We start from the raw sequence: 19,669 nt of genomic DNA, 5'->3' as shown, positions 1-19,669 counted from the left end.
CTCCTCTTAACCCTCCCCACAGGCAAATATGCTGATAGGCTTTAGGCAGCAAATACGAATGCTGACGTAGCTGTCCAAAAAAGGTAATACGCCGTATACCAGTATGCTGCGGGCCAACAACATACAGATCACAGCCAGCAGAGAACTTAACCAATGTGAAGCAATAAGACTGATGTCCAGCCACATTCCAACCAGTATAAACACAAATGCCTTTGATACATCAGATAAGTAAGTCCAGAAGTTTTCCAGATAATGGCTTGAATTATTACTGATAGGAAGAGGAGTGTTTTGAGACAAGACCAATCCGCATACCGTTAAGGCAACAATACCACTCGCTCCCATGTACTCTTCAATCGCAACGAAACAACCAACAGCAATAATCAGGCTAATACTGATTTCAATATAGGGCTCGTCCGGCAATGTTCTCATTAACCAGATTAGCAGATTCCCTGCTATCCATCCCGAAATTGCCCCTGCGCCAAATAGCCATAATATCTTCCAAGAACTGGTCAAAGCCATTTCATATGGTGTGAGGTTGACCGCTAATACCACAGCAGCTACTTTGTACAATGCGATAACCGTTGCATCATTGAGTAGGCTTTCACCCTCTACGATAGTGACCAAGTCTTTTGGAGCACCCAACTCCTTAAAAATGGCGATAGTTGCGCTAGGATCTGTCGCACTTAGAATGATCCCCAGTAATAACGCAACTTCCGGAGTCAGCCCCGCCAGGAATATCAAACTGCATGTGATCACTAACATAGAAAAAAGTACGCCCGGGAAAGCCATCAAGACAATAGGCACCCAGTTTGCCGCAAACTTTGATACGTCGAAGCGATATGCAGCATCAAAGATCAGTATCGGCAGTAAAACAAAAATAATCGTTTGCTGTGCTACTTCTGCACTGAGAAAGAGATTAATACCGCTCGGTATTGGGGTCTGAGACAAAATAACACCGGAAAAAACCAGCATGATTGGAAATGGGATACGTGCGATTTTTGCGGCTAAAAAAGCGGTAATCGATATCACCATAAAAGCCATTATAGCGAAAATAACAGGAATGAATGTTTCAGACGTATCCATAGGGTTTGAGTTACCCTCCAAGAGCAAGCATCTTTATCAAGCATGGACGATCTTTTGAAAATTTTCCTGGCTTTTGGATTGTCGAATTTAGCATTTTAAGGTGAAAACCCTACATGAAAATAACAAGATATAGCAGGTGTTGGCTACACTTTTTCCACTAGTAAACATAGCCTTGCCCTAGTGCCAAGTTAGGAAAATTAATGGCAGCTGAAGAGCAAATCGACGTGTTAGAAATCTGATTAATCGTTTTGGGGGAGAAGCGCTTTAGGGGTTAGCCTTGATTTGCATGCTCTCAGAGAAATATTGCATAAAGTGAATTTCGCACTATAACTTACGGATGAACACTTCTATCCAATTCCTTGCTTGGACGGCACCATATCAAACGTTGCCACTCAATCTTTTGTAATACCAAAAGTTATCCGTGAATAGCTAATTTAGCAAATGCGCTGACAAACTTCTTTCCAGAATCGTTTCAGAACGATGGCTCTAAGGCTTGTGACCACCAAGCGATTTTGTCACAAGCTTTGGTGGTGTAGGAAGTTATTTAGCGGTAATCTGAACCCCCCAACCTTTTGGTTTTGTCGCAACCTGGAGTGCTGAGTTATGCTCTCCTCTGCACTCATTACCTTTAGCATTATGACTATCAACTTTTCTGGTCGCCACTTTCCTTCCGACATCATCCTACAGGTTGTTCGCTATTATGTTTCTTATAAACTCAGCTACCGTGAAATCGAAGAGATTATGGCTGAGCGGGGTATCCATGTTGATCACTCAACCATCAATCGGTGGGTCATCAAATATGCTCCCTTACTGGAACATCAGGCTCGTCGAAGAAAGAAGCCTGTCACCTCTTCGTGGCGGATGGACGAGACCTATATTAACGTCAAAGGTCAGTGGAAATACTATTACCGGGCCGTTGATAGGTACGGCAATGTTATTGATTTTTTACTATGCGATCGCCGTGATGAGAAAGCCGCTCGCGCCTTCTTCATTAAGGCAATAGGCCACAACGGATTACCTGAAAAGGTGGTGCTTGATAAGAGTGGTTCCAATGCGTTAGCGCTGCATAATATCAACGTCCAACTCTGGCTGATGGGGAGGATGCTCAACCTGATTGAAGTGCTTCAAGTTAAGTATTTGAACAACCTAGTCGAGCAAAGCCACCGGAAAGTGAAAGGTAAGATGCATCAATGTTTAGGATGGAAATCAGACGAAGGGGCAAAGGCCAAACTCGCTGGTGTGGAACTGTGGTCGATGATTAAAAATGGACAGCTTGGCAACCCTGATGGTTTATCGGTTTGGGATGAATTCTACGCGCTTGCAGCCTAATTGCATCTGGAAACCAGTGCGCTTGTACTTCAGCATAACTTTGCGACAAAACCCAAAAAATAGCTGTTATCCGCCATTTTATCTGCGTTTGGAAACCAATCATTGATGAAAAAATCCTCGATCATTTTTACATGCATCATATCACCGACTCTTTTCTGCTCAAATTAAAAAAAGAGCAGGCTTTTCGGCAAGCCTGCTCATGATATTTGTAAATTTATTCGGCTTCAGGCGTAAGCAGAAGCTTGCCTACAACCTTGCCGCTTTCCAGCCTGTCATGCGCTTCAGCAGCCTGTGCTAGGGGGAGCTGTGAATAAACTGGTTCGATTTTGCCCTCATCAAGTAGTGCGTATATCTCGTCCATAGATTTCTTCACTAACGGGAAATTGCTAAAGAACGTCGCATAAATTTCTGAGTATGTAATGGTAGGGGCTTTGGTAAAGTTTTTTACTGCTTCTGCCTGAAGGTTTGTCTCACCTATTCCGGCTAACATACCAAATATCACAATATGTCCCAACGAAGCAAGTACGTCCAGATCTTGAACTATTGTGTCGCCAGCTACCGGGTTGAAGATATAATTTACACCCTGGCCATCAGTGATAGCTTTAACTTGCTCCACCCAATTTTCTGTAGAGTTTAAGGCGTAGTCAGCTCCCACATTTTTCGACTGTTCTACTTTTTCATCACGTCGGTCTAAGGTAATGACCTTTAATCCTGCAAGTTTAGCCAGTTGAATAAGTGCAGTGCCAACACCACCCGAACCCGCATAGATCAGGGCAAATTTATCCTCTTCTGCACGTACAACGTTATGTAACATGTGGTACGCAGTGAAATAAGTCACCGGCATTGCGCCAGCTTTTAGCAAATCCGTGGAGTCTGAAAGTAAAAATAATTTGTCAGCATCGACAGCTACATACTCGGCATAGGTAGAATCACCAATAGAGCCAAGAAATGCCACCTTTTGACCCACTTTCAGATCACTGTCGTTGGAGTCAACAACAATACCGCTACCTTCAACTCCCGGTATAAAAGGCAGATCAGGCATCATTCCCGGAGGCATTTTCCCTTCACGAATCATAGTATCGATAAAATTGATTGGGGCCGCTTTCATCTGAACCAAGACTTGTCCAGCCTTGAGTTCCGGTTTTGGAATATCTTTATATTCCAGTTTATCGCTACCGCCAGTTTGCGTTAATACAATCGCTTTCATTTTCGTCTCCCGTAAAGATATAGCGTTATCGCTAATTGAATAGGGAAATGTTATCTCTGAGGAAACTCAGAAAACATAAGCAATATGGGAATTGAGAATTGCGGAAATGGGATATTTAGCTATCGTTGATATCTATACCTGAAATCTAAATAATCAATCACTAAGATGTGTTATTGGCTGCTATTATTCAAATCCGCCCAAGGGTGCTGTTCTGTCCGAACTTAAGCAAAGGCGTTGTGTGTCCTGATTAGTGGAAGAGATTCTATGAAAAGAGTATTTGATGATCTGAATATTTTTATCTCAGTAGTTGAAGCTGGAAGCATGAAAAAAGCTTCTGAACTACTTAAGGTTCCGCACAGTACGGTAAGCCGCAGAATTGACGCGTTAGAAGAGGCTCTCGGGCTACACTTGCTGCACCGCACGACCAGAGAAGTAAAGGTAACCCACAAAGGCCAGAAACTATATGACGATTGTGAGCCTTTACTAGCCTCTCTCAGCCAGACTGTTGATCTTGCGATAGACAATGAGATTGCGTTTAAAGGAAACCTTACCGTGTCAATGCCGGTGCGCGCTGGACTTGATTTTTTGGGAAACTGGTTAATAGACTTTGCTTCACTTCATGAGGCGTTGAAGCTTGAATTGTCGTTATCAAATCAAAATTTAAACCTGGTGCAAGAGAATATCGATCTGGCATTTCGCGTTGGCCCCCTGGTTGACTCTTCTGCAATTGCTCTGCGACTTTGGGATATACCGTACTCTCTCTGCGCTAGTCGCAGTTTTGTGTCTGCCAGTGGTATTAACCCAGATGATGTTTCTCTAGAACAGCTTCAGCAATTACCTTGTGTCATATCGATGCCATCAAAGGTTTGGACATTTGTTGGCAAGGACATAAAGGAGCTGAATGTACAGCCTGAAGCTAAATTAGTGGTTGACGATCTGAGTATGGCGTATCACGCGGTCGTGAGCGCCAATTTTATTGGAATGATACCTGATGAGATGATTTTAGATGATGATGTGGTGCGCCTTTCAATACCTGAATTAGTACCAAGAACCAGAACGATGTTTGCGTACTATATGGGAAAGCGCCACACTATGAGTCAGATTAAACACATTGTAGATTATATTAAGAAACGGAACGAAGAGAGGAAAATAAAAGCGTGAAAGCAATAACTTACCAGAAGTCTTCAGACACATTTGTGCTAAAAGAGCTTGCACGGCCGAAACCGAAAACCGAACTTGATGTGGTAATCAAAGTGTCTGCTATCGGACTGAATCCAGTCGATGCTAAAGTTAACTTCTGGGCGGACATGGTAGAAGAGATGGATGATAATTTTGTCGGTGGCCTTGATGTGTCCGGTAAAATTGTTGAAGTCGGAGAAGCGGTAACTGAGTGGAAAGTCGGTGATGAGGTTCTTTATCACGGTAATATGAGGCGTCATTGTGGAGGGTTTGCCGAATATGCCCTTCAGGATAGCAGAACTCTGGTTGCCAAACCCTGTGTCAGCCATGAGGTGGCCGCTGCGACACCATGTGCAGCCTGGACGGCATACCGCGCATTACACGATAAGCTGAGAATATCGGAGCGCAAAAGCCTATTTATCGCAGGCGGTGCTGGTGGTGTTGGCAGCTTTGCCATTCAACTTGCAAAACTGGCAGGTGTAAAAACGATTATTACTTCAAGTTCAGAGCCAAAGCATAACTATGTGAAATCGCTAGGCGCGACTCACGCAATTGATTACCGTAAACAAGATGTGGCCACGGAAATCATGAAGATCACTCAAGGTCAGGGAGTGGAATGCTCGCTGGATTGTGTGGGTGGTGAGAATGCAGTGCTCAGTGCCCGGGTTCTGGCTTTTGAAGGTGAAATGGTAGAGTTGGTGGATACGGTTAACCCAACGCTGTATCAGGATGCTTTCATGAAAGGTTTGAGTTTCCATCAGTTAAGTCTTGGCTCTGGTCATGTACACGGCTTGCAGGGCAGGGATAGCATTATCCGTTCAGGGAAAGTGGTTTCAGAAATGCTGGAGCGTGGAGAGTTGGTCGTTCCTGAGCTGAAGATTATTGATTTGGAAGAGATCGGTCAGGCGCTCAGGGATATGCGCTCACAACGTACTATGGGCAAGATCGTTGCTAAGATCAGATCCTAGTACTTTAATCGCTAGATAAACGTTAAGCCTGACAACTTGTCAGGCTTTTATGTTACTAACAGTTAGTTTATTGCGGGAACAGGTATCATCTTCAGATCGCCCATCGCTTCTTCATCACGCAGCTTTTTAAGGGGTGAATATTCCGGAGAATCATGCCAGGTTTGTGCCGCTTCAATGGAAGGCCACTCTTGAATTACACAGACATCTGCAGCTACTTCACCACACATGGCTGATGGAGCCTGATTTACGGCAATAGTCTTTCCTCCGTAAATCTTGGTGGTTTCAGCCACCTGTTCTGTGTAGCGCTTGAATGCCTGCATATCTTTTATTTTAAACTGAATATATAAATATACTGTTTGCATACTATGTCCCTGGGGGGTATGAGTTTAGAGCCGTCACGGTTTTTTAATCACTATCGCTGACAGCACATTAAATAATGCATCTTACGCTTTTTAGTTGTAACCAGTAGATGGTAAGTGGTTAATTAAGCTATAACTAAAAGTTGAATACCGACAGTGTGATTTGGACTAGTATCACCTTTTTCTGTTAACTTCTGGAGAAAACAGTATGATTCCTTCACAACTACCGCTCTTTATTGTTGCTGCTCAGGAAGGCAGTTTTTCTGCAGCAGGAAGAAGGTTAGGAATTTCTGCCGCAGCGGTGAGTAAGGGGGTTGCGGTACTTGAAAAGCAGACCGGTGTAAGACTATTCCACCGTAATACCCGCCAGTTCTCTCTTACTGAAGATGGTGCAACTCTGTATCAGCAGGTATCTCCATTATTGTCTGAGATTGAAAGCAGTATCGATGGTCTGGCTGAGCAGAACAGAAACCCGGCAGGGAAAATACGGATAAACTTGCCAGACAGCTTTGGCCGTCAATTTATCATGCCCCATATCCCCGAGTTTCTTCAGCTTTATCCGGATATTCAGTTGGATCTGGTGTTTGATGATCAGGTGCTGGATATTATTGAAGAAGGCTTCGATATTGGTGTCGGTAACCAGATCAACGAGGACAGCCGGTTGGTAGCCCGCCCCCTGTATCTGATGCAGGGAGGTATTTTTGCCAGCAGAGATTATCAGGAATTATTCGGACTACCTCAGTCAATTGAGGAGCTTTCGGAACACAACTGCATTACATACAGGCCGCTCTCTTCCGGACGGAGATTTTCCTGGCCCCTGATGGATCCCGCTGGTGAACATATCCAGTTTATCCCCAGAGGAAACCTGAGCGTCTCCAATATAAGCGCCGCGAAAATAGCAATGCAGCAGAATCTGGGCCTTGCGTATATGGGGAGCTGGCATGTGGAAAAAGATCTGGAGAGGGGGGATGTTGTACCCGTTTTAGAGTCTTGCTGGATTGGACCAAAACCGGTCTGGATTTATTACTCTTCACGGGAAAACCTGCCAAAACGAATCCGGCTGTTTATCGATTTTATTGTGAGCCAGTTTCAACCTAAGGTTTAAAGTAAATCAACTTTTACCCATCTACCGGAAAGGAATCGCTTTATGAATAATGTACCTGACTCAAAACAAACGGAGAAAAAACATGAAAAAGGTACTTATTCTTGGCGCCACCGGCCTTATTGGAAACGCAATTTCTGAACTACTTGAAGGTAAAGCAGAAGTTATTAAAGCTTCATTCAGTCACCCAGAAAATAAGGTTGACATATCTGAACCAGAATCATTGAAGGCGCTGTTTGAGAAAGTAGGTAAAGTGGACGCTATCGTTTGTACAGCAGGTATGGCGGAATTTGTTCCTTGGGAGCAGGCAACGGATGCGCAGTGGGACTTTGGTATTAAGAATAAGATGATGGGCCAGATCAACACTATCCGCTTTGGTGAAAAGTATGTAAATGATGGTGGTGCAATCGTTCTTTCTACTGGTGTTTTAGCACAATACCCAATGCCAGGCAGCGGAGTTCTGACCACAGTTAATGCAGCGGTAGAAGCTGCTATCAAAGCATCGGTTACTGAAATTGAAGGTATCCGTATCAATGCAGTATCGCCAGGCTGGGTTGCGGAAACTATGGTGGCTATGGGTATGGATCCAGAACCGGGCCTTCCTGCGAAAGATGTCGCTCAGTACTACGTTGATCTTATTGATTCGAGTAATAGCGGTGATATTGTGGTTGCGGCGAAGTAATAATCAGTTTTCACCTTTAATCAATGAAAGTTCTGGTTTTCGGTAAGGATTCACTTGGTTAAATTCGTGAACTCTGGTACGAACAAACCGTAGAACCAGGCTGGGACCACCGATAGATACTCTAAAAAAAAGCCCGGGATAACCCGGGCAATTTATTGGCGGCCGCCAGTATGTTTGGTGCTATACCCAATACTACTTTTGATTTGATTTCGTAGCCACTTAATTGCAGGGTCGACATCGTTACGAGGATGCCACGCAAGGTACATGGAAAAGCTTTGGGCTTGAAAGGGCAACTCAAGCGCATCTAATGACTGCGAAAATCGTTCTGCTAGTCTGGCAGGGGCTGTACAGACATAGTCAGTCGTTCTTAGTTGATCCGCACCATTAGTTTTGGACACTGAGTTAAGTGAGTAAAATCACTAACGAGGTGAACTATGACAAACAAGAAAAAACGTATTATCCATTCTCCTGAATTCAAAACAGAAACTCTCAAGCTTGCTGAAAAAGTGGGTGTAGATGCTGCCGCTAGACAGCTATCTCTGCATGAGTCTCAGATCTATGGCTGGCGTAAAGCTGCAAATAAAAACTCCAGCACTACTGAACGGGAAAAAGAATTAGCAGCAGAAGTCGCAAAGCTCAAAAGGCAGTTGGCGGAACAAGCAGAAGAGCTAGAAATAGTAAAAACAGCCACCTACTTCGCGAAGAATATAAAGTAAATTGCTATGAATTTATGCTTGAACACCTACTGTTCTTCCGCGTTTCACGGATGGCTAAGGTGTTCGGCATATCGCGAAGTGGGTTTTATTACTGGATTAAAAATCGCCATAAGGATTGCCTGCGGGAACAAGCCCGCCAAGTCTGAGATGGAAAGGTAAAAGAAGCGTTCGATAACAGTAAAGGTAGAGATGGAGCTAGACGTATTCAGGCAGAGTTAGCTGATAACGGTGATCATCACGATGTGAAGACCATCGCCAACAGCATGAAACGCCAAAGCCTAGTAGCTAAAGCGGCTCGTAAGTTTAAATGTACAACGGACAGTAATCACAGGTTACCAGTCGCTCCCAACTTGTTAGAGCAGGACTTTACTGCAACTGCCCCGAACCAGAAGTGGGCGGGTGATATTACCTACTTAGCGACCAGCGAGGGCTGGTTGTACTTGGCTGTAATCATTGACCTTTACTCACGACAAGTCGTGGGCTGGTCGATGGATACGAGAATGACAGCTACATTGGTAAGCGATGCACTTTCGATGGCTTTATTCCGCCGTGGCTTCCCTGAGCAAGTTATCGTCCATAGTGATCGTGGTAGCCAGTACTGCTCTAAGGACTATCGAGATCTGATAAGTGCCTATAATTTAAGGCAAAGTATGATTCGAAAAGGAAATTGTTGGGACAACGCCTGTGTAGAGAGCTTCTTCCATTCCATGAAGGTGGAAGCGATACAATATGAGCCAATAATGACAAGAGAAGAGATGCGTCAAACGATCTTCGAATACATTGAGGTTGATTATAATCGGACGAGAAGGCACAGTGTTCTTGTGTATCTAAGCCCAGTTAACTTTGAAAAGCAAAATGTCGCTTAATGAAGTGTCCAGTCTGGCTGGAGCAGATCAATGGGCATACACCGATTGATTTCGCACAAAGGCTAAACCGAACCAACATGCTTAAAGTACTCTAGAAAGCGTTTTACAGATTGAGGGCTAAGCCGAAATCGTAGCTTGGTTTGGTAAATAAATGTTCTTAGCGTTCACACCGTCTAACTTTTAAGCAAAAAAAAGCGGGTCCTTCTGAAGGCCCGCTTGTTTATTACTGTGTTTGGATGTCCACATTCAGGAGCAGCACGGTGTTGTTTGGCGCTATTGCTACTTTGCAGTTTACTTGTGCACTGATAGTCTTGTTGGTTCCAGAGGTTGTTTGCCCAGCAAGATCAACGCGCATACTGACCAGGAATTCATTTTTCGCGTCGGCTTTTGTTACGCTAAATTCCACAACGTTATGCGTTAAGTTTGGCTGGTATTGTTCACGGAAGCTGTTCATCCACTCAATAAAGCCTTCATGTCCGGTATAAGCTTTATCGTTTATTTTCAGAGCCGTATCAGCAATGCAGTGCGCCGTAAAGTAACCATTTTCTTCCAGCTCATCAAATGCTGGTAACCATTCGTTGATGAAAAACTCTTTGATATGTTTCTCTTCTGAGAACTGAGTAAGAGACTGAATACGTTCTACCAGCTCTTCACCGTATCCTTGAGCACGTCTTTTTACGATCTTCTTACTCTGGTAGATATCAGGAATATAAACTGAACCATAGGCCAGGACAGGTTTTTGCCAGCGCATACGGGTTTTTAGTGCGGTCTGCTCAAACGGGTAGAGTAGCTGCGACATATAGAAATTGTTGCCTCCACCAGGTTGGTAGAATTCCTCGGCGGCACCAACGGTAGTTGAAATGATGAACTGCTTTCCTTCCAGTTTGTCGCCTAACGGACCGTATGCCCAATTGAAAGCGAATACAGCATCAATGTACTCTTTAAGCAGAGATGGTGCGCTGTACCAGAACCACGGGAACTGAAAAACAATGACATCCGACTGCTCTAGTGCAGCCTGCTCACTTTCTACGTCGATCTTAAAGTCCGGATACAGAGAATAGATGTCCCTGATTTCTACATCCGCCGCTTTTTTTACTACGTCGACAATGGATTTATTAGCTAAAGATGCATCCATATTGGGATGCGCCAGAACGATTGTGGCTTTTTTCATTACTGATTACCTGAGTTAAATTTCGTTTGTGAATTTTCTTTATAGTACCTGGCATGTAGGGTCTTGGTAGATACTGATTAGTTAAATTGACTTTAACCGTTGGTTTATAAAAAGCTCCAATCTTTCTATTAGTGCGTCGGTTTTGCTTCTATACTAGGCTTAGGGAAAATTAAGGGGAAAGGCAAAGAGATGTTTCAAGAGCACGGTGGATTCGAAATATGGGCCAGCAAAGATATTCTTTATGCCCGACTCAGTGGAGCGTGGAATGAAGAAACTGCCATTCATTATGTCAAAGAGTTTAAAAGATTAGTTTACAATGATTTACCTGCTCAGTGGGCTCATGTTGTATATGTGGATGGTTGGGGCATGGGAACCCCAGACATAGAACCGGTTATTGAAAAGTTGGTCGAATGGGGTGTCGCTAATGGTGGCGTTCATGTCGCCCAGGTATTTGGCAAAGAAATCATGAAGTTTCAACTTGACAAAATGGTCATAGCTAAGAACCCCAAGCTTTGTCGAAAACAGTTCAGAACCGAAACAGAAGCATTGTTCTGGTTACAAGAATGTGGCTTTAGCGTGTAAGAAGGAAAAAACAGTAATTGTTCCCCCCTTTATTTGCCCTATGACTGAGAAAAATCTAAACCGGATAAATAGTCGATCAATGCCCTGACACTTTGCGGGATATATTCACGAGAAGAGAAATAGAGGTATACCGGTATTGAAGGCCCCCAGTACTTTTGAAGAACTGGGACAACACCTCCGTTCTCCAACTCACTTTTAATCATCCATTCTCCTAAACCCACGATTCCCCAGTGTGCACATAACATGCTTTTGGCTGCAACAAAACTATCTACCGTTACCTTGCCCTGTGGTGTAAACAAAAACTCCTGGTCACCATCATAAAGTTCTACGCCGCGTATTTTCCCTCGCTCTATTGAGCGAATAGGCAGACATTGGTGGCGCGTCAGATCGGCTGGCGCTGTTGGTAATCCGTTTTTCTCCGCATACTGAGCTGAGGCATACAGACCAATTTTGCTGGAAAAGAGGCGACGGGCGATTAACCGGGAGTCCTGGTTGATATAGGTACCAATACCAAGATCGAAGCCGTTTGCCACTAAATCCACACTCGCATCACTAAAATGAAGATCAAATTCGACGTTAGGGTTTAGCTCAGAAAATGCCATTAAATGGGGTAATATGACATCGACACCAAGAGAGGTTCCGGGCAGGTTGATCTTAACAATGCCAGAAAGTTCGTTGTTCACTTCCTGACTGGAAGCAATAGCGGAAAATATCCCTTCTACCGCGGGCTGCAGATCAGTGAGTAACGTTTGTCCTACAGAGGTCAGGCTTAACGAGTGTGAAGAGCGATGGAACAATTTAAGTTTCCACTGGTCTTCCAGTTTGTTGATGGCTTTGCTCACGGCGGGAGTGGATATCCCCAGGTTTCTTGCCGCAGCAGAAAAGCTTTGCTCTTTGGCAACCTCAATAAAAATAGGTAACTGGCTTGGAAGTGACTTCATAAACTTTAAGTTAACTCTGGTGTTATTTATGGTTTATAGATGGTTAATAAAACTTAGACTACTATTCTTCGCAACACAACAAGAGAGCGAGAGATTTTTATGTTTAAGCACACATTAACCACGTTAGCACTATCCGTTTTGGTATTCACAAATGTGTCAGAAGCCAAAGCCCAGTCTGCTGAAACAATGATTGAGTCTGTCATTTCATTACCTGCAGGTCACTTTTTTGAGAACCTGACGTTTCAAAACAAGGAAGAGCTGGTTGCGACCGATTATACCGGGATGTCGCTGTACAAGTATCATGAAGATGGTCAGGCAACACTATGGTCTAAAGTAGACGGTCACCCAGTTTCTATCCGCTTCGATGAGAAGGGAGAAGGTCTGCTATCGGTACATGAAACGTCCATACTAGAAGGCAAAGGCTTTCTAAATAGTATGGCACTGTACAAGGTTAATAAAACTGGCGAGCTGACCAGACTACTGGGTATTGGGTCGCCAGCTTTCTTAAATGGCATGGCTTACCTCGGCAATAGTAAGTACCTGATTGCGGATGCTATTAATGGAAAAATCTACCAGTTTGATATGAAAACCAACCAGCTGACTACCTGGCTTGATAACGCGATATTACAACCGATGCAGGATCGTCCAGGGCTACCAGGTGTTAATGGTATTCAGCTATATAAGGGAGCGCTCTATTTCACGAATTCTGCGAAACAGTTACTCGGGAAAATAAACCTGCAGGATCAAAAAGCCGGTGCTATCGAAATCATAGAATCCGGTATTCAGGCTGATGATTTTGTTATCGACGGTGACGGTACCTGGTTTATTACCACTCATCATCACGAAATCATTAAACTGACCGCTGACAAAGAGAAATCTGTGGTGTTGAATCATGGTATTGCAGGCAATACCGCTATCCAGATGAGTAGAAAAGAAGCCGGGATCTTTTATATCACTAACGATGGTGGTCTGCTGTTTGGTGGCAAGGATAATGCTGGTTTGCACAAAGTGAAATTTTAATCTTCATTGATGGCGGAACAGAAGGGGAGGATTCTGCTTCGTGATGATATTTCCAGACGTGACTTTATGTTTAAACCTGGAAAGGGAGACCTTTTTAAGAAAAGGTCGCCCTTGTTGTGGTGACAACTTCTCTAACGAGAAATCATAGTGTTTGATCAAACCGCATGCGCCAGCCATTTACATGGTTCTATGCTCATATCTGAAAAAGTCGCTGTGAAAGATGACTTCAGCGGACTACAGGCATAAACACCAAACTTCACTTTGTTAGTCGCTGGTAGCGGAGGATTGCATTTACCCATTTCTGCAGTAGTTTTACCCAGCGAATGAAGGTGGAAAATCCGCATCTGTTTGAAATCCTGACCATCTAAGGAATACTCGATAAGAAAATCCGGACCTCTGCGGCTTAAGCGATACCAGATGTGACTCGGAAGTTGAATATCCGTTGTTGCCCAGTCGGAGTAACCCAGATTTGTCACCACACTACCCAAACGCGAGAACTGTTCATTCTCGTATTCAATGGATGCTTTAAACCAGTTTTCGTTATCGAGATAAATAATTAAACCACACTGATCAAATTGAGCCTGATAGTTAAAACTGACCTTTGCTGTAAAAGTGAAGTTTTCTCCTGACTCCAGTTGCAGTGCAGGGGCGTTGTCGTTTCTGAATCCATAGTACGAACGTTGCCAGAAGTCGGTTTCAGGTTCAGTGGTGATTGAAACAAGTTCAGGTGTGACATTATGCTGCTTAGGCTCAAATATCCATTCGCCTCTTGTAAAATCTATCATTGTTCTTATTCCTAACCGTTTGATATGTTGATTGTATAGATGATTTATCTGAAAAAAAGAGGGAGACATCATGTCCCCCCTCAAATAAGTATCGGAGAATTAAACCGGAGTTAATTCTCAGCAGCCAGGCTCTTCTGGTAGTTATTCTTTATCAGTAAAGACAAAACCTTGCTGTTCAAGTGTCTTAGCTACCTGAGGGAAGTAAATCTTGCTGTAGAATTGAGCTGTCTGAGCAGTGTAGCTCGGCATCTCTTTCATACCAATGTTATCCCACCACTGACGCAGATCGGCATCGTATTGCTTGGCACCTTCTGCCACTTTTTCAGCGTCGTATTTTTCTGACATTGCAAAACTATCCAGAGCAACACGTGGTTTTACTGCTGACAGGATGTCCTTATCAGGAACACCAATGGTTGAACCTAAAGCTGGGAATGTGTTCTTCGGTAGTCCAAGCAGTTCGATCATTGCTTCAGGGTTATTTCGGATACCGCCAATAACGGTTGTGCCGTATCCAAATGACGCCGCTGCGGTCTGAAGAGCATTAACGGCAATGCCCGCATCAACCGCACCTACAACAATACCTTCCGCTGAGCGTGAAATAACCATTTCCTGATCAATTTCTTTCATTGCCGTTTCTGCACGGTGGTAGTCAATGACAACAGTTACAAATACATCAGCCGTTGCAACCTGTGGCTGACCACCTGCTATTTCAGCAATTTTCTTTATCGTTTCTTTATCGCGGGTTACAACCAGAGAAACCTGCTGACCATTGATGGATGTCGGTGCCTGCTGAGCTGCTTTAAGAATTAGTTCAAGATCCTCATCTTTAACCGCTTCACCGGTAAAGTTACGTACTGAGCGGCGGTTAAGCATCTGTTCTAATGTTGGATTCATATTAATTACCTTATTATGCATTTGGGTATGAAGGCTATATTAACCTCTGCTTTAATTACTGGTAGTATCAAATAAATTAAAACTATTGTTACTCAAAGTTAAAGAAATGAACCTGGAATTGACTAAGTATCTGCCTTCATTTATACATGCTGCCACAACACTGAATTTTTCTCAGGCTGCCAGAAATCTGGGAGTAACTCCGGCGGCGGTAAGTAAAAATGTAAAGAGTCTGGAAGAGCAGCTGAATCTGCGCTTGTTTCATCGCTCTACTCACGCGCTCTCTCTTACCGATGAGGGGGAACAGTTTCTCGCCAGTATCACCCCCCTTGCTGAGCAGCTTAGCGATACCTTTGAAGGTGCACGTAACCTTTCGTCCATTCCCAAAGGCAGGCTGAAAGTAAGCCTTTCTTATGGGTTTGGTAAGAAGTGGATTCAGCCTCTAATCAGTCCCTTTATGAAGGCTTATCCGGGAATCAGTCTGGATATACGTTATGAGGACAGGTATGTCGATCTGGTGGAAGAGGGCTACGATATCACGCTTGGCAACCGGGCAGATGAAGACAGCCGGATTGTGTCCAGATATCTGACAGAGTTTAAACCTATTTGCGTGGCAAGTGCTGAGTATATTGAACAATACGGTATACCAGAGACACCTTCTGATATCGGTAACCGTCCTTGTATCCGCTACCGGACATCTACATCGAATAAGAACCTTCCCTGGAAATTTATCGATCAGAATGCGGGTCAGCAAGTTATTGATCCTGTTAATTCGGTCATCTCTGTGACTACAGTGGAAGCTGTCTGTGACTTTGCTGTTCAGGGGCTGGGGCTTGCTATGGTTGTTCCTTGGGATGCGGAGCCTCATTTAAAATCAGGACAGCTGATTCAGGTACTGAAATCTTATACACATAGCGCCGTTCCGGTAAGAATTTATTATCCTTCCCGACAGCAACTACCTGCAAAGGTGCGGGTGTTTATTGATTTTATTTGTCAGCATATACATTAACAATGACACCGATTGATCTGGAGGCTTTGCCCGATAAGTTAAAGAAAAAGCACCAGTCATCAACCTCTGGTGGTCTTATTGCCCGTTTGGCTATAGATCAGCGTTACAAAGGAAAAGGATTTGGTGAATGGATGCTTATTGATGCTCTGCGTAAGCTTTTGAACGCCAGTGATAGCGTGGCATTTCCGGTAGTAATTGTTGATGCCAAAGATGGCGCAAAACACTTCTATGAACACTATGGATTTCAAGCTTTTCAGGAGGCAGAGAACAAACTGTTCATTGCCATCTCTGATGTGAGAGCAAGCCTGGGTTAGCTTGAAGCTTTTTCCTGATTTCTCTGCTGCTTGATATATTCAACAATGTGCCATATCTGGCTGATGGTATGGCGCTTACCGATAAAGCGTCCGCCTTTTACAGCATGATAAGCCAGCTCTAAGTCATCAACGGTTAGTTGCGTATTGGGCTGAAACAACTTCTCACTCATGTTATTTTCTGTAAACGTCCAGGCTCGGGCTGGCAGGGAAATGCAAGCTCAACAGACTGTTCCAAAGAGTTCAGCAAGGAAGCGCAGCCGGTTTTCTATAGAGCCACCGTATTCATCGGTACGGTTGTTAGCCTCTGAGTCGATAAATTGGTTTATCAGATAACCATTTCCTCAATTACTTGCTAACTTGAATGAGTTCAATTTGATAGCCATCAGGGTCGGTTACAAATGCAATATGAGTTGTACCGCCTTTCATGGGACCAGGTTCGCGGGTGACTTTGCCGCCAAGTGTTTTAATCTTATCGCAGGTAACGTAGATGTCTTCTACGCCCAGAGCAAGGTGACCAAATCCGTTACCCAGGTCGTATTCATTTGTATCCCAGTTATATGTCAGCTCCAGTGTTACTGGCTGATCTTCATAACCGACAAATACCAATGAGTAACGATATTCAGGATTTTCAAATTTATCCAGAACGCTCATACCAAGTACTTTGGTATAAAATTCAATAGATTTTTCCAGATCGCCTACGCGAACCATAGTGTGCAGAAATTTCATGTTTAGCTTTGTACCTACGATGGTGATAATTAACTCCCCCCACAATACTCGTTTATTAATATCTCAGTAAATTAGTATTAATAATGAAATTGATAATATTCCGTTATCGATTGGAAAGGTAAAACGGTGTGACGCCGAGGCAATTTGTAAAGCTCTATATAGGATTGAGCTTTGCCTTTTCCAGAAGGAAGTCGACCAGTACCCGAATCCTTCGGGCTTTTTGACTATTTTGTGAGAAGTAGACATATAAGCCAGGCACTTCATGCCAATAAGGCTTTAGAACCGGAATTAAATTACCTTCCTGAAAATGGTTTTCCACCAGCGGGGCGAGAAATCGTCCCATACCAATGCCTTCCAGTGCGGCATCAACGCTAATATCAGTGTCGTTTACTATCATAGCCAGAGGCATCTCAACGGTGATGGTGCTGTTATCCTGCTTTAGATACAGCGGTGCAAGTCGGTTTGAGGTTCCAAAGCGATACTGGATTAGCCGGTGCTGCTCCAGATCCTGAGGGGTTTCAGGAATACCGTTCTGCTCCATATATTCTGGTGATACAAACAGCGCTTCTGGGATTGGTGGTGTCAGTTTGCGGGCGACAACACCCTCTTCAATCAGATTTCCAAAACGGATACCAATATCGATACCTTCTTTGATGATATCGATGGCGGAATCCGAGACAGATATCTCCAGTTCGATTTCAGGGTATAGCCGACAGAACTCAGGAAAAATCGGACGTAAGACACTCTGATAAACAAAGCGGGGAACCGTCATACTCACCTTGCCAGACGGGGCGTGGGATAGGTCATGTACCCCTTCAAGAGCGTAGTCCAGTGTTGCTATTGCTTCGGTAGTATTCTTCAGCAGAAACTTACCGGCTTCGGTCAGACTCATTTGGCGGGTAGATCGGTTGAACAGAGGGACATCAAGTTTGCTTTCCAGCAGCTTTAGCGATTGGCTAATTGAAGGCGCTGCCATTTCCAGTTTTCTTGCCGCACCACGAATGCTGCCTTCATTTGCAATCGTGTGGAAAATGACGATCTGGTTATAGCTTGCTCCGGCACCTTTCATATTGACCTCTCCATTTATTGTTAGATTTATCCTAACAGTCTATTAGGTCTGTATCATCTAGTTTTAATCAGTTGAAGGACTAGAATGTGCGCATAGGTTGAGATTATACATTTACCTCTGGAGTTAATATGAGCAAAGTCGTTGTTATTTCCGGTCACCCTAATCTGGATGAGTCCTGGACAAATAAAGTTATTCTGAACAAGCTACAGCAAAGTGTAGAAAGCATTGATATTCGCCGTCTGGATACGCTGTACCCTGATTACAAGATCGATATCGAAGCTGAGCAAAACGCGCTGGTTGATGCTGACGTTATTGTTTTCCAGTATCCATACTACTGGTACTCAGTCCCGGCGTTACTTAAAAAGTGGATTGATGATGTGTTTGCATTTAACTTCGCATTCGGCCCGGAAGGTGACAAGCTGAAGAACAAACATTTTATCCTTTCTTTCACTGTTGGTGGTCCGGAAGAGTCTTATGATCCACTAGGCTATAACCACTTTACCATCGAGGAACTGGCGCGTCCGCTTCAGCAACTTTGCTACCTTGCAGGTATGGTGTATCAGCCACCGGTTTATACTCACAGAATGGTTTATATTCCTGGTGTTTACAATACTCAGGAAGATGTAGAAGGACGTGCAGCCGATCACGCTGATCGTCTGCTAGCTAAGATTGATGAACTTTCAAACTCAACCGAAGCGAAGTTCGATCTGTTCGTGAAGCAGTGGTTTAGTCAGTTTGATCAACTTCCTGAAGATAACAGTTATTTCTTAGGTCATATTGCAGAAAATATCGAACTTACCGATCCAAACGGTTCATATATGGGGAGCGCAGGATTTAATGACTGGTATAAGTCTCTGCTGACCATATTTAAACCGGGTGTTAAACACCTTATTGAGCAAACGTCTATTAAGTCAGCTGGTGACAAGTTTGACGCTGAAATACGTATCCGTGCTCAGGGTGACATGACTAATGGTGAGAGTATCAATCAGCTGCTCAACGAAAACTGGACGGTATCGATTGATGAAGAGGGTAAGTTTACTATTCATAGTTATGAGGTGGCTGCGGTATAAATCCATTCATCGCAAACCGTTCTAATCTCTGCGGTTCAGTATGAGTACACTGGATGAAATTGCCCCAATTGGCGCGTTTATAAGAGCGACTCTGGTTTAACTGAAACAGAAAATAGCCTTAAAGCCCGTGATTATGCCGGAGAGCGTCACGGGCATTTTTTGCTATTTACTACTAAGAACCGGCTTTATGCCAATTAAAAAAAGCATCTATCCCAGAGAACGATCTCATAACGCTATATTTTTTCAGAAGCGTTTTAGAACGATGGCTCTAAGGCTTGTGATCACCAAGCGATTCTGTCGTACCTTAATTACCAAGCTTTCTGGCACACAGTGGGACATTAGCAATTTAGTGCTTCCACTCTAAGTAAGTTTTGCCCCATTCGGTGTTAACGCAATTACTCAGTGGCAAATCGTGCCACTGAAATCACCGTACTTTTGCTCATGGTTGCAACTAGCTGTGTGGTGAACGGAATCTCCCAAAAACGTTTACCCATTAACATTTCTAACCCTGAGCCATGCTCGCATAATTATGCAGCTTCCTTTAGGAGATAAATCGCAAAGGGATACAAATGATTTGGGAACATAGGTTGCAATCTACCC

Annotated in this window: 19 protein-coding genes and 3 pseudogenes; 11 read left to right on the top strand and 11 right to left on the bottom strand. The window is 43.8% G+C overall.

Features of this window, described 5'->3' with window-relative positions; genetic code table 11:
• Positions 1 to 6: 6 nt before the first annotated feature.
• On the bottom strand, positions 7 to 1,083 hold the full coding sequence (locus P7F88_RS05150) for a cation:proton antiporter (RefSeq protein WP_277822497.1): 1,077 nt from the start codon (positions 1,081 to 1,083) through the stop codon (positions 7 to 9).
• Between the two features lie 636 nt (positions 1,084 to 1,719).
• Here P7F88_RS05150 and P7F88_RS05145 point away from each other — a divergent pair.
• On the top strand, positions 1,720 to 2,412 hold the full coding sequence (locus P7F88_RS05145) for an IS6 family transposase (protein ID WP_277824556.1): 693 nt from the start codon (positions 1,720 to 1,722) through the stop codon (positions 2,410 to 2,412).
• A 214-nt stretch (positions 2,413 to 2,626) separates the two neighbouring features.
• Here P7F88_RS05145 and P7F88_RS05140 read toward each other — a convergent pair whose 3' ends face one another.
• Positions 2,627 to 3,619: a quinone oxidoreductase family protein gene (locus tag P7F88_RS05140; protein WP_277822495.1), complete on the bottom strand. Its 993-nt coding sequence runs from the start codon at positions 3,617 to 3,619 to the stop codon at positions 2,627 to 2,629.
• A gap of 264 nt (positions 3,620 to 3,883) precedes the next feature.
• Here P7F88_RS05140 and P7F88_RS05135 point away from each other — a divergent pair, with 264 nt between their 5' ends.
• Positions 3,884 to 4,780 carry a LysR family transcriptional regulator gene (locus P7F88_RS05135; protein WP_277822493.1) on the top strand — a complete coding sequence of 299 codons (897 nt, stop codon included), beginning with the start codon at positions 3,884 to 3,886 and terminating at the stop codon, positions 4,778 to 4,780.
• Positions 4,777 to 5,766: a zinc-binding dehydrogenase gene (locus P7F88_RS05130; protein ID WP_277822491.1), complete on the top strand. Its 990-nt coding sequence runs from the start codon at positions 4,777 to 4,779 to the stop codon at positions 5,764 to 5,766. Before P7F88_RS05135 ends, P7F88_RS05130 begins: the two co-directional genes overlap by 4 nt.
• 62 nt (positions 5,767 to 5,828) lie before the next feature.
• Here P7F88_RS05130 and P7F88_RS05125 read toward each other — a convergent pair whose 3' ends face one another.
• On the bottom strand, positions 5,829 to 6,128 hold the full coding sequence (locus tag P7F88_RS05125; protein WP_277822489.1) for a DUF1330 domain-containing protein: 300 nt from the start codon (positions 6,126 to 6,128) through the stop codon (positions 5,829 to 5,831).
• A gap of 205 nt (positions 6,129 to 6,333) precedes the next feature.
• Between P7F88_RS05125 and P7F88_RS05120 the strand changes: the two genes are divergently transcribed.
• The 3 genes and pseudogenes from P7F88_RS05120 (at position 6,334) to P7F88_RS05110 (ending at position 9,491) form a co-directional block, all read left to right on the top strand.
• Positions 6,334 to 7,230, top strand: a complete 897-nt coding sequence (locus P7F88_RS05120) for a LysR family transcriptional regulator (protein WP_277822487.1) — start codon at positions 6,334 to 6,336, stop codon at positions 7,228 to 7,230.
• Positions 7,231 to 7,312: 82 nt separating this feature from the next.
• Positions 7,313 to 7,909: a short chain dehydrogenase gene (locus P7F88_RS05115; RefSeq protein WP_277822485.1), complete on the top strand. Its 597-nt coding sequence runs from the start codon at positions 7,313 to 7,315 to the stop codon at positions 7,907 to 7,909.
• Between the two features lie 434 nt (positions 7,910 to 8,343).
• Positions 8,344 to 9,491, top strand: a pseudogene (locus P7F88_RS05110) (IS3 family transposase).
• A 223-nt stretch (positions 9,492 to 9,714) separates the two neighbouring features.
• Here P7F88_RS05110 and P7F88_RS05105 read toward each other — a convergent pair.
• A complete protein-coding gene (locus P7F88_RS05105) occupies positions 9,715 to 10,662 on the bottom strand; it encodes an NAD(P)H-dependent oxidoreductase (protein WP_277822483.1) in 948 nt (315 codons plus the stop codon).
• Positions 10,663 to 10,851: 189 nt separating this feature from the next.
• Here P7F88_RS05105 and P7F88_RS05100 point away from each other — a divergent pair, with 189 nt between their 5' ends.
• Positions 10,852 to 11,244: a hypothetical protein gene (locus P7F88_RS05100; protein WP_277822481.1), complete on the top strand. Its 393-nt coding sequence runs from the start codon at positions 10,852 to 10,854 to the stop codon at positions 11,242 to 11,244.
• 38 nt (positions 11,245 to 11,282) lie between these two features.
• On the opposite strand, the gene P7F88_RS05095 is transcribed toward P7F88_RS05100, so the two are convergent.
• Positions 11,283 to 12,185, bottom strand: a complete 903-nt coding sequence (locus P7F88_RS05095; protein ID WP_277822479.1) for a LysR family transcriptional regulator — start codon at positions 12,183 to 12,185, stop codon at positions 11,283 to 11,285.
• Positions 12,186 to 12,284: 99 nt separating this feature from the next.
• Between P7F88_RS05095 and P7F88_RS05090 the strand changes: the two genes are divergently transcribed.
• Positions 12,285 to 13,205 (top strand): hypothetical protein, encoded by a 921-nt coding sequence (locus tag P7F88_RS05090; protein WP_277822477.1) that lies wholly within the window; start codon positions 12,285 to 12,287, stop codon positions 13,203 to 13,205.
• Between the two features lie 155 nt (positions 13,206 to 13,360).
• On the opposite strand, the gene P7F88_RS05085 is transcribed toward P7F88_RS05090, so the two are convergent.
• Positions 13,361 to 13,990 (bottom strand): DUF1349 domain-containing protein, encoded by a 630-nt coding sequence (locus P7F88_RS05085; protein WP_277822475.1) that lies wholly within the window; start codon positions 13,988 to 13,990, stop codon positions 13,361 to 13,363.
• Positions 13,991 to 14,131: 141 nt separating this feature from the next.
• Complete coding sequence (locus P7F88_RS05080; protein WP_277822473.1) at positions 14,132 to 14,884, bottom strand: nitroreductase family protein; 753 nt, start codon at positions 14,882 to 14,884, stop codon at positions 14,132 to 14,134.
• A 106-nt stretch (positions 14,885 to 14,990) separates the two neighbouring features.
• Here P7F88_RS05080 and P7F88_RS05075 point away from each other — a divergent pair, with 106 nt between their 5' ends.
• Together P7F88_RS05075 and P7F88_RS05070 are read left to right on the top strand one after the other, a co-directional pair.
• Positions 14,991 to 15,890 (top strand): LysR family transcriptional regulator, encoded by a 900-nt coding sequence (locus P7F88_RS05075; RefSeq protein ID WP_277822471.1) that lies wholly within the window; start codon positions 14,991 to 14,993, stop codon positions 15,888 to 15,890.
• Positions 15,881 to 16,204 (top strand): annotated as a pseudogene (locus tag P7F88_RS05070) (GNAT family N-acetyltransferase); the annotation flags it as partial. The gene P7F88_RS05075 and the pseudogene P7F88_RS05070, both read left to right, overlap by 10 nt.
• Here the strand turns inward: P7F88_RS05070 and P7F88_RS05065 are convergent.
• From P7F88_RS05065 to P7F88_RS05050, 4 genes and pseudogenes are all read right to left on the bottom strand, one after another.
• Positions 16,201 to 16,374: a hypothetical protein gene (locus P7F88_RS05065; protein ID WP_277822469.1), complete on the bottom strand. Its 174-nt coding sequence runs from the start codon at positions 16,372 to 16,374 to the stop codon at positions 16,201 to 16,203. The pseudogene P7F88_RS05070 and the gene P7F88_RS05065 overlap by 4 nt on opposite strands.
• A 66-nt stretch (positions 16,375 to 16,440) precedes the next feature.
• Positions 16,441 to 16,542 (bottom strand): annotated as a pseudogene (locus P7F88_RS05060) (oxidoreductase); the annotation flags it as partial.
• 7 nt (positions 16,543 to 16,549) lie between these two features.
• Positions 16,550 to 16,930 (bottom strand): lactoylglutathione lyase, encoded by a 381-nt coding sequence (gloA, locus tag P7F88_RS05055; protein WP_277822467.1) that lies wholly within the window; start codon positions 16,928 to 16,930, stop codon positions 16,550 to 16,552.
• 154 nt (positions 16,931 to 17,084) lie between these two features.
• On the bottom strand, positions 17,085 to 17,999 hold the full coding sequence (locus P7F88_RS05050; protein ID WP_277822465.1) for a LysR family transcriptional regulator: 915 nt from the start codon (positions 17,997 to 17,999) through the stop codon (positions 17,085 to 17,087).
• 128 nt (positions 18,000 to 18,127) lie between these two features.
• Between P7F88_RS05050 and P7F88_RS05045 the strand changes: the two genes are divergently transcribed.
• The gene (locus tag P7F88_RS05045; RefSeq protein WP_277822463.1) at positions 18,128 to 19,069 is read left to right on the top strand and encodes an NAD(P)H-dependent oxidoreductase; all 942 of its coding nucleotides are present in this window, start codon (positions 18,128 to 18,130) and stop codon (positions 19,067 to 19,069) included.
• Positions 19,070 to 19,669: the final 600 nt, after the last annotated feature.

The organism is Vibrio hannami (genome assembly GCF_029589055.1).
GTDB classification, from domain to species: domain Bacteria; phylum Pseudomonadota; class Gammaproteobacteria; order Enterobacterales; family Vibrionaceae; genus Vibrio; species Vibrio hannami.
This window is presented reverse-complemented; position numbering and strand designations above follow the sequence as displayed.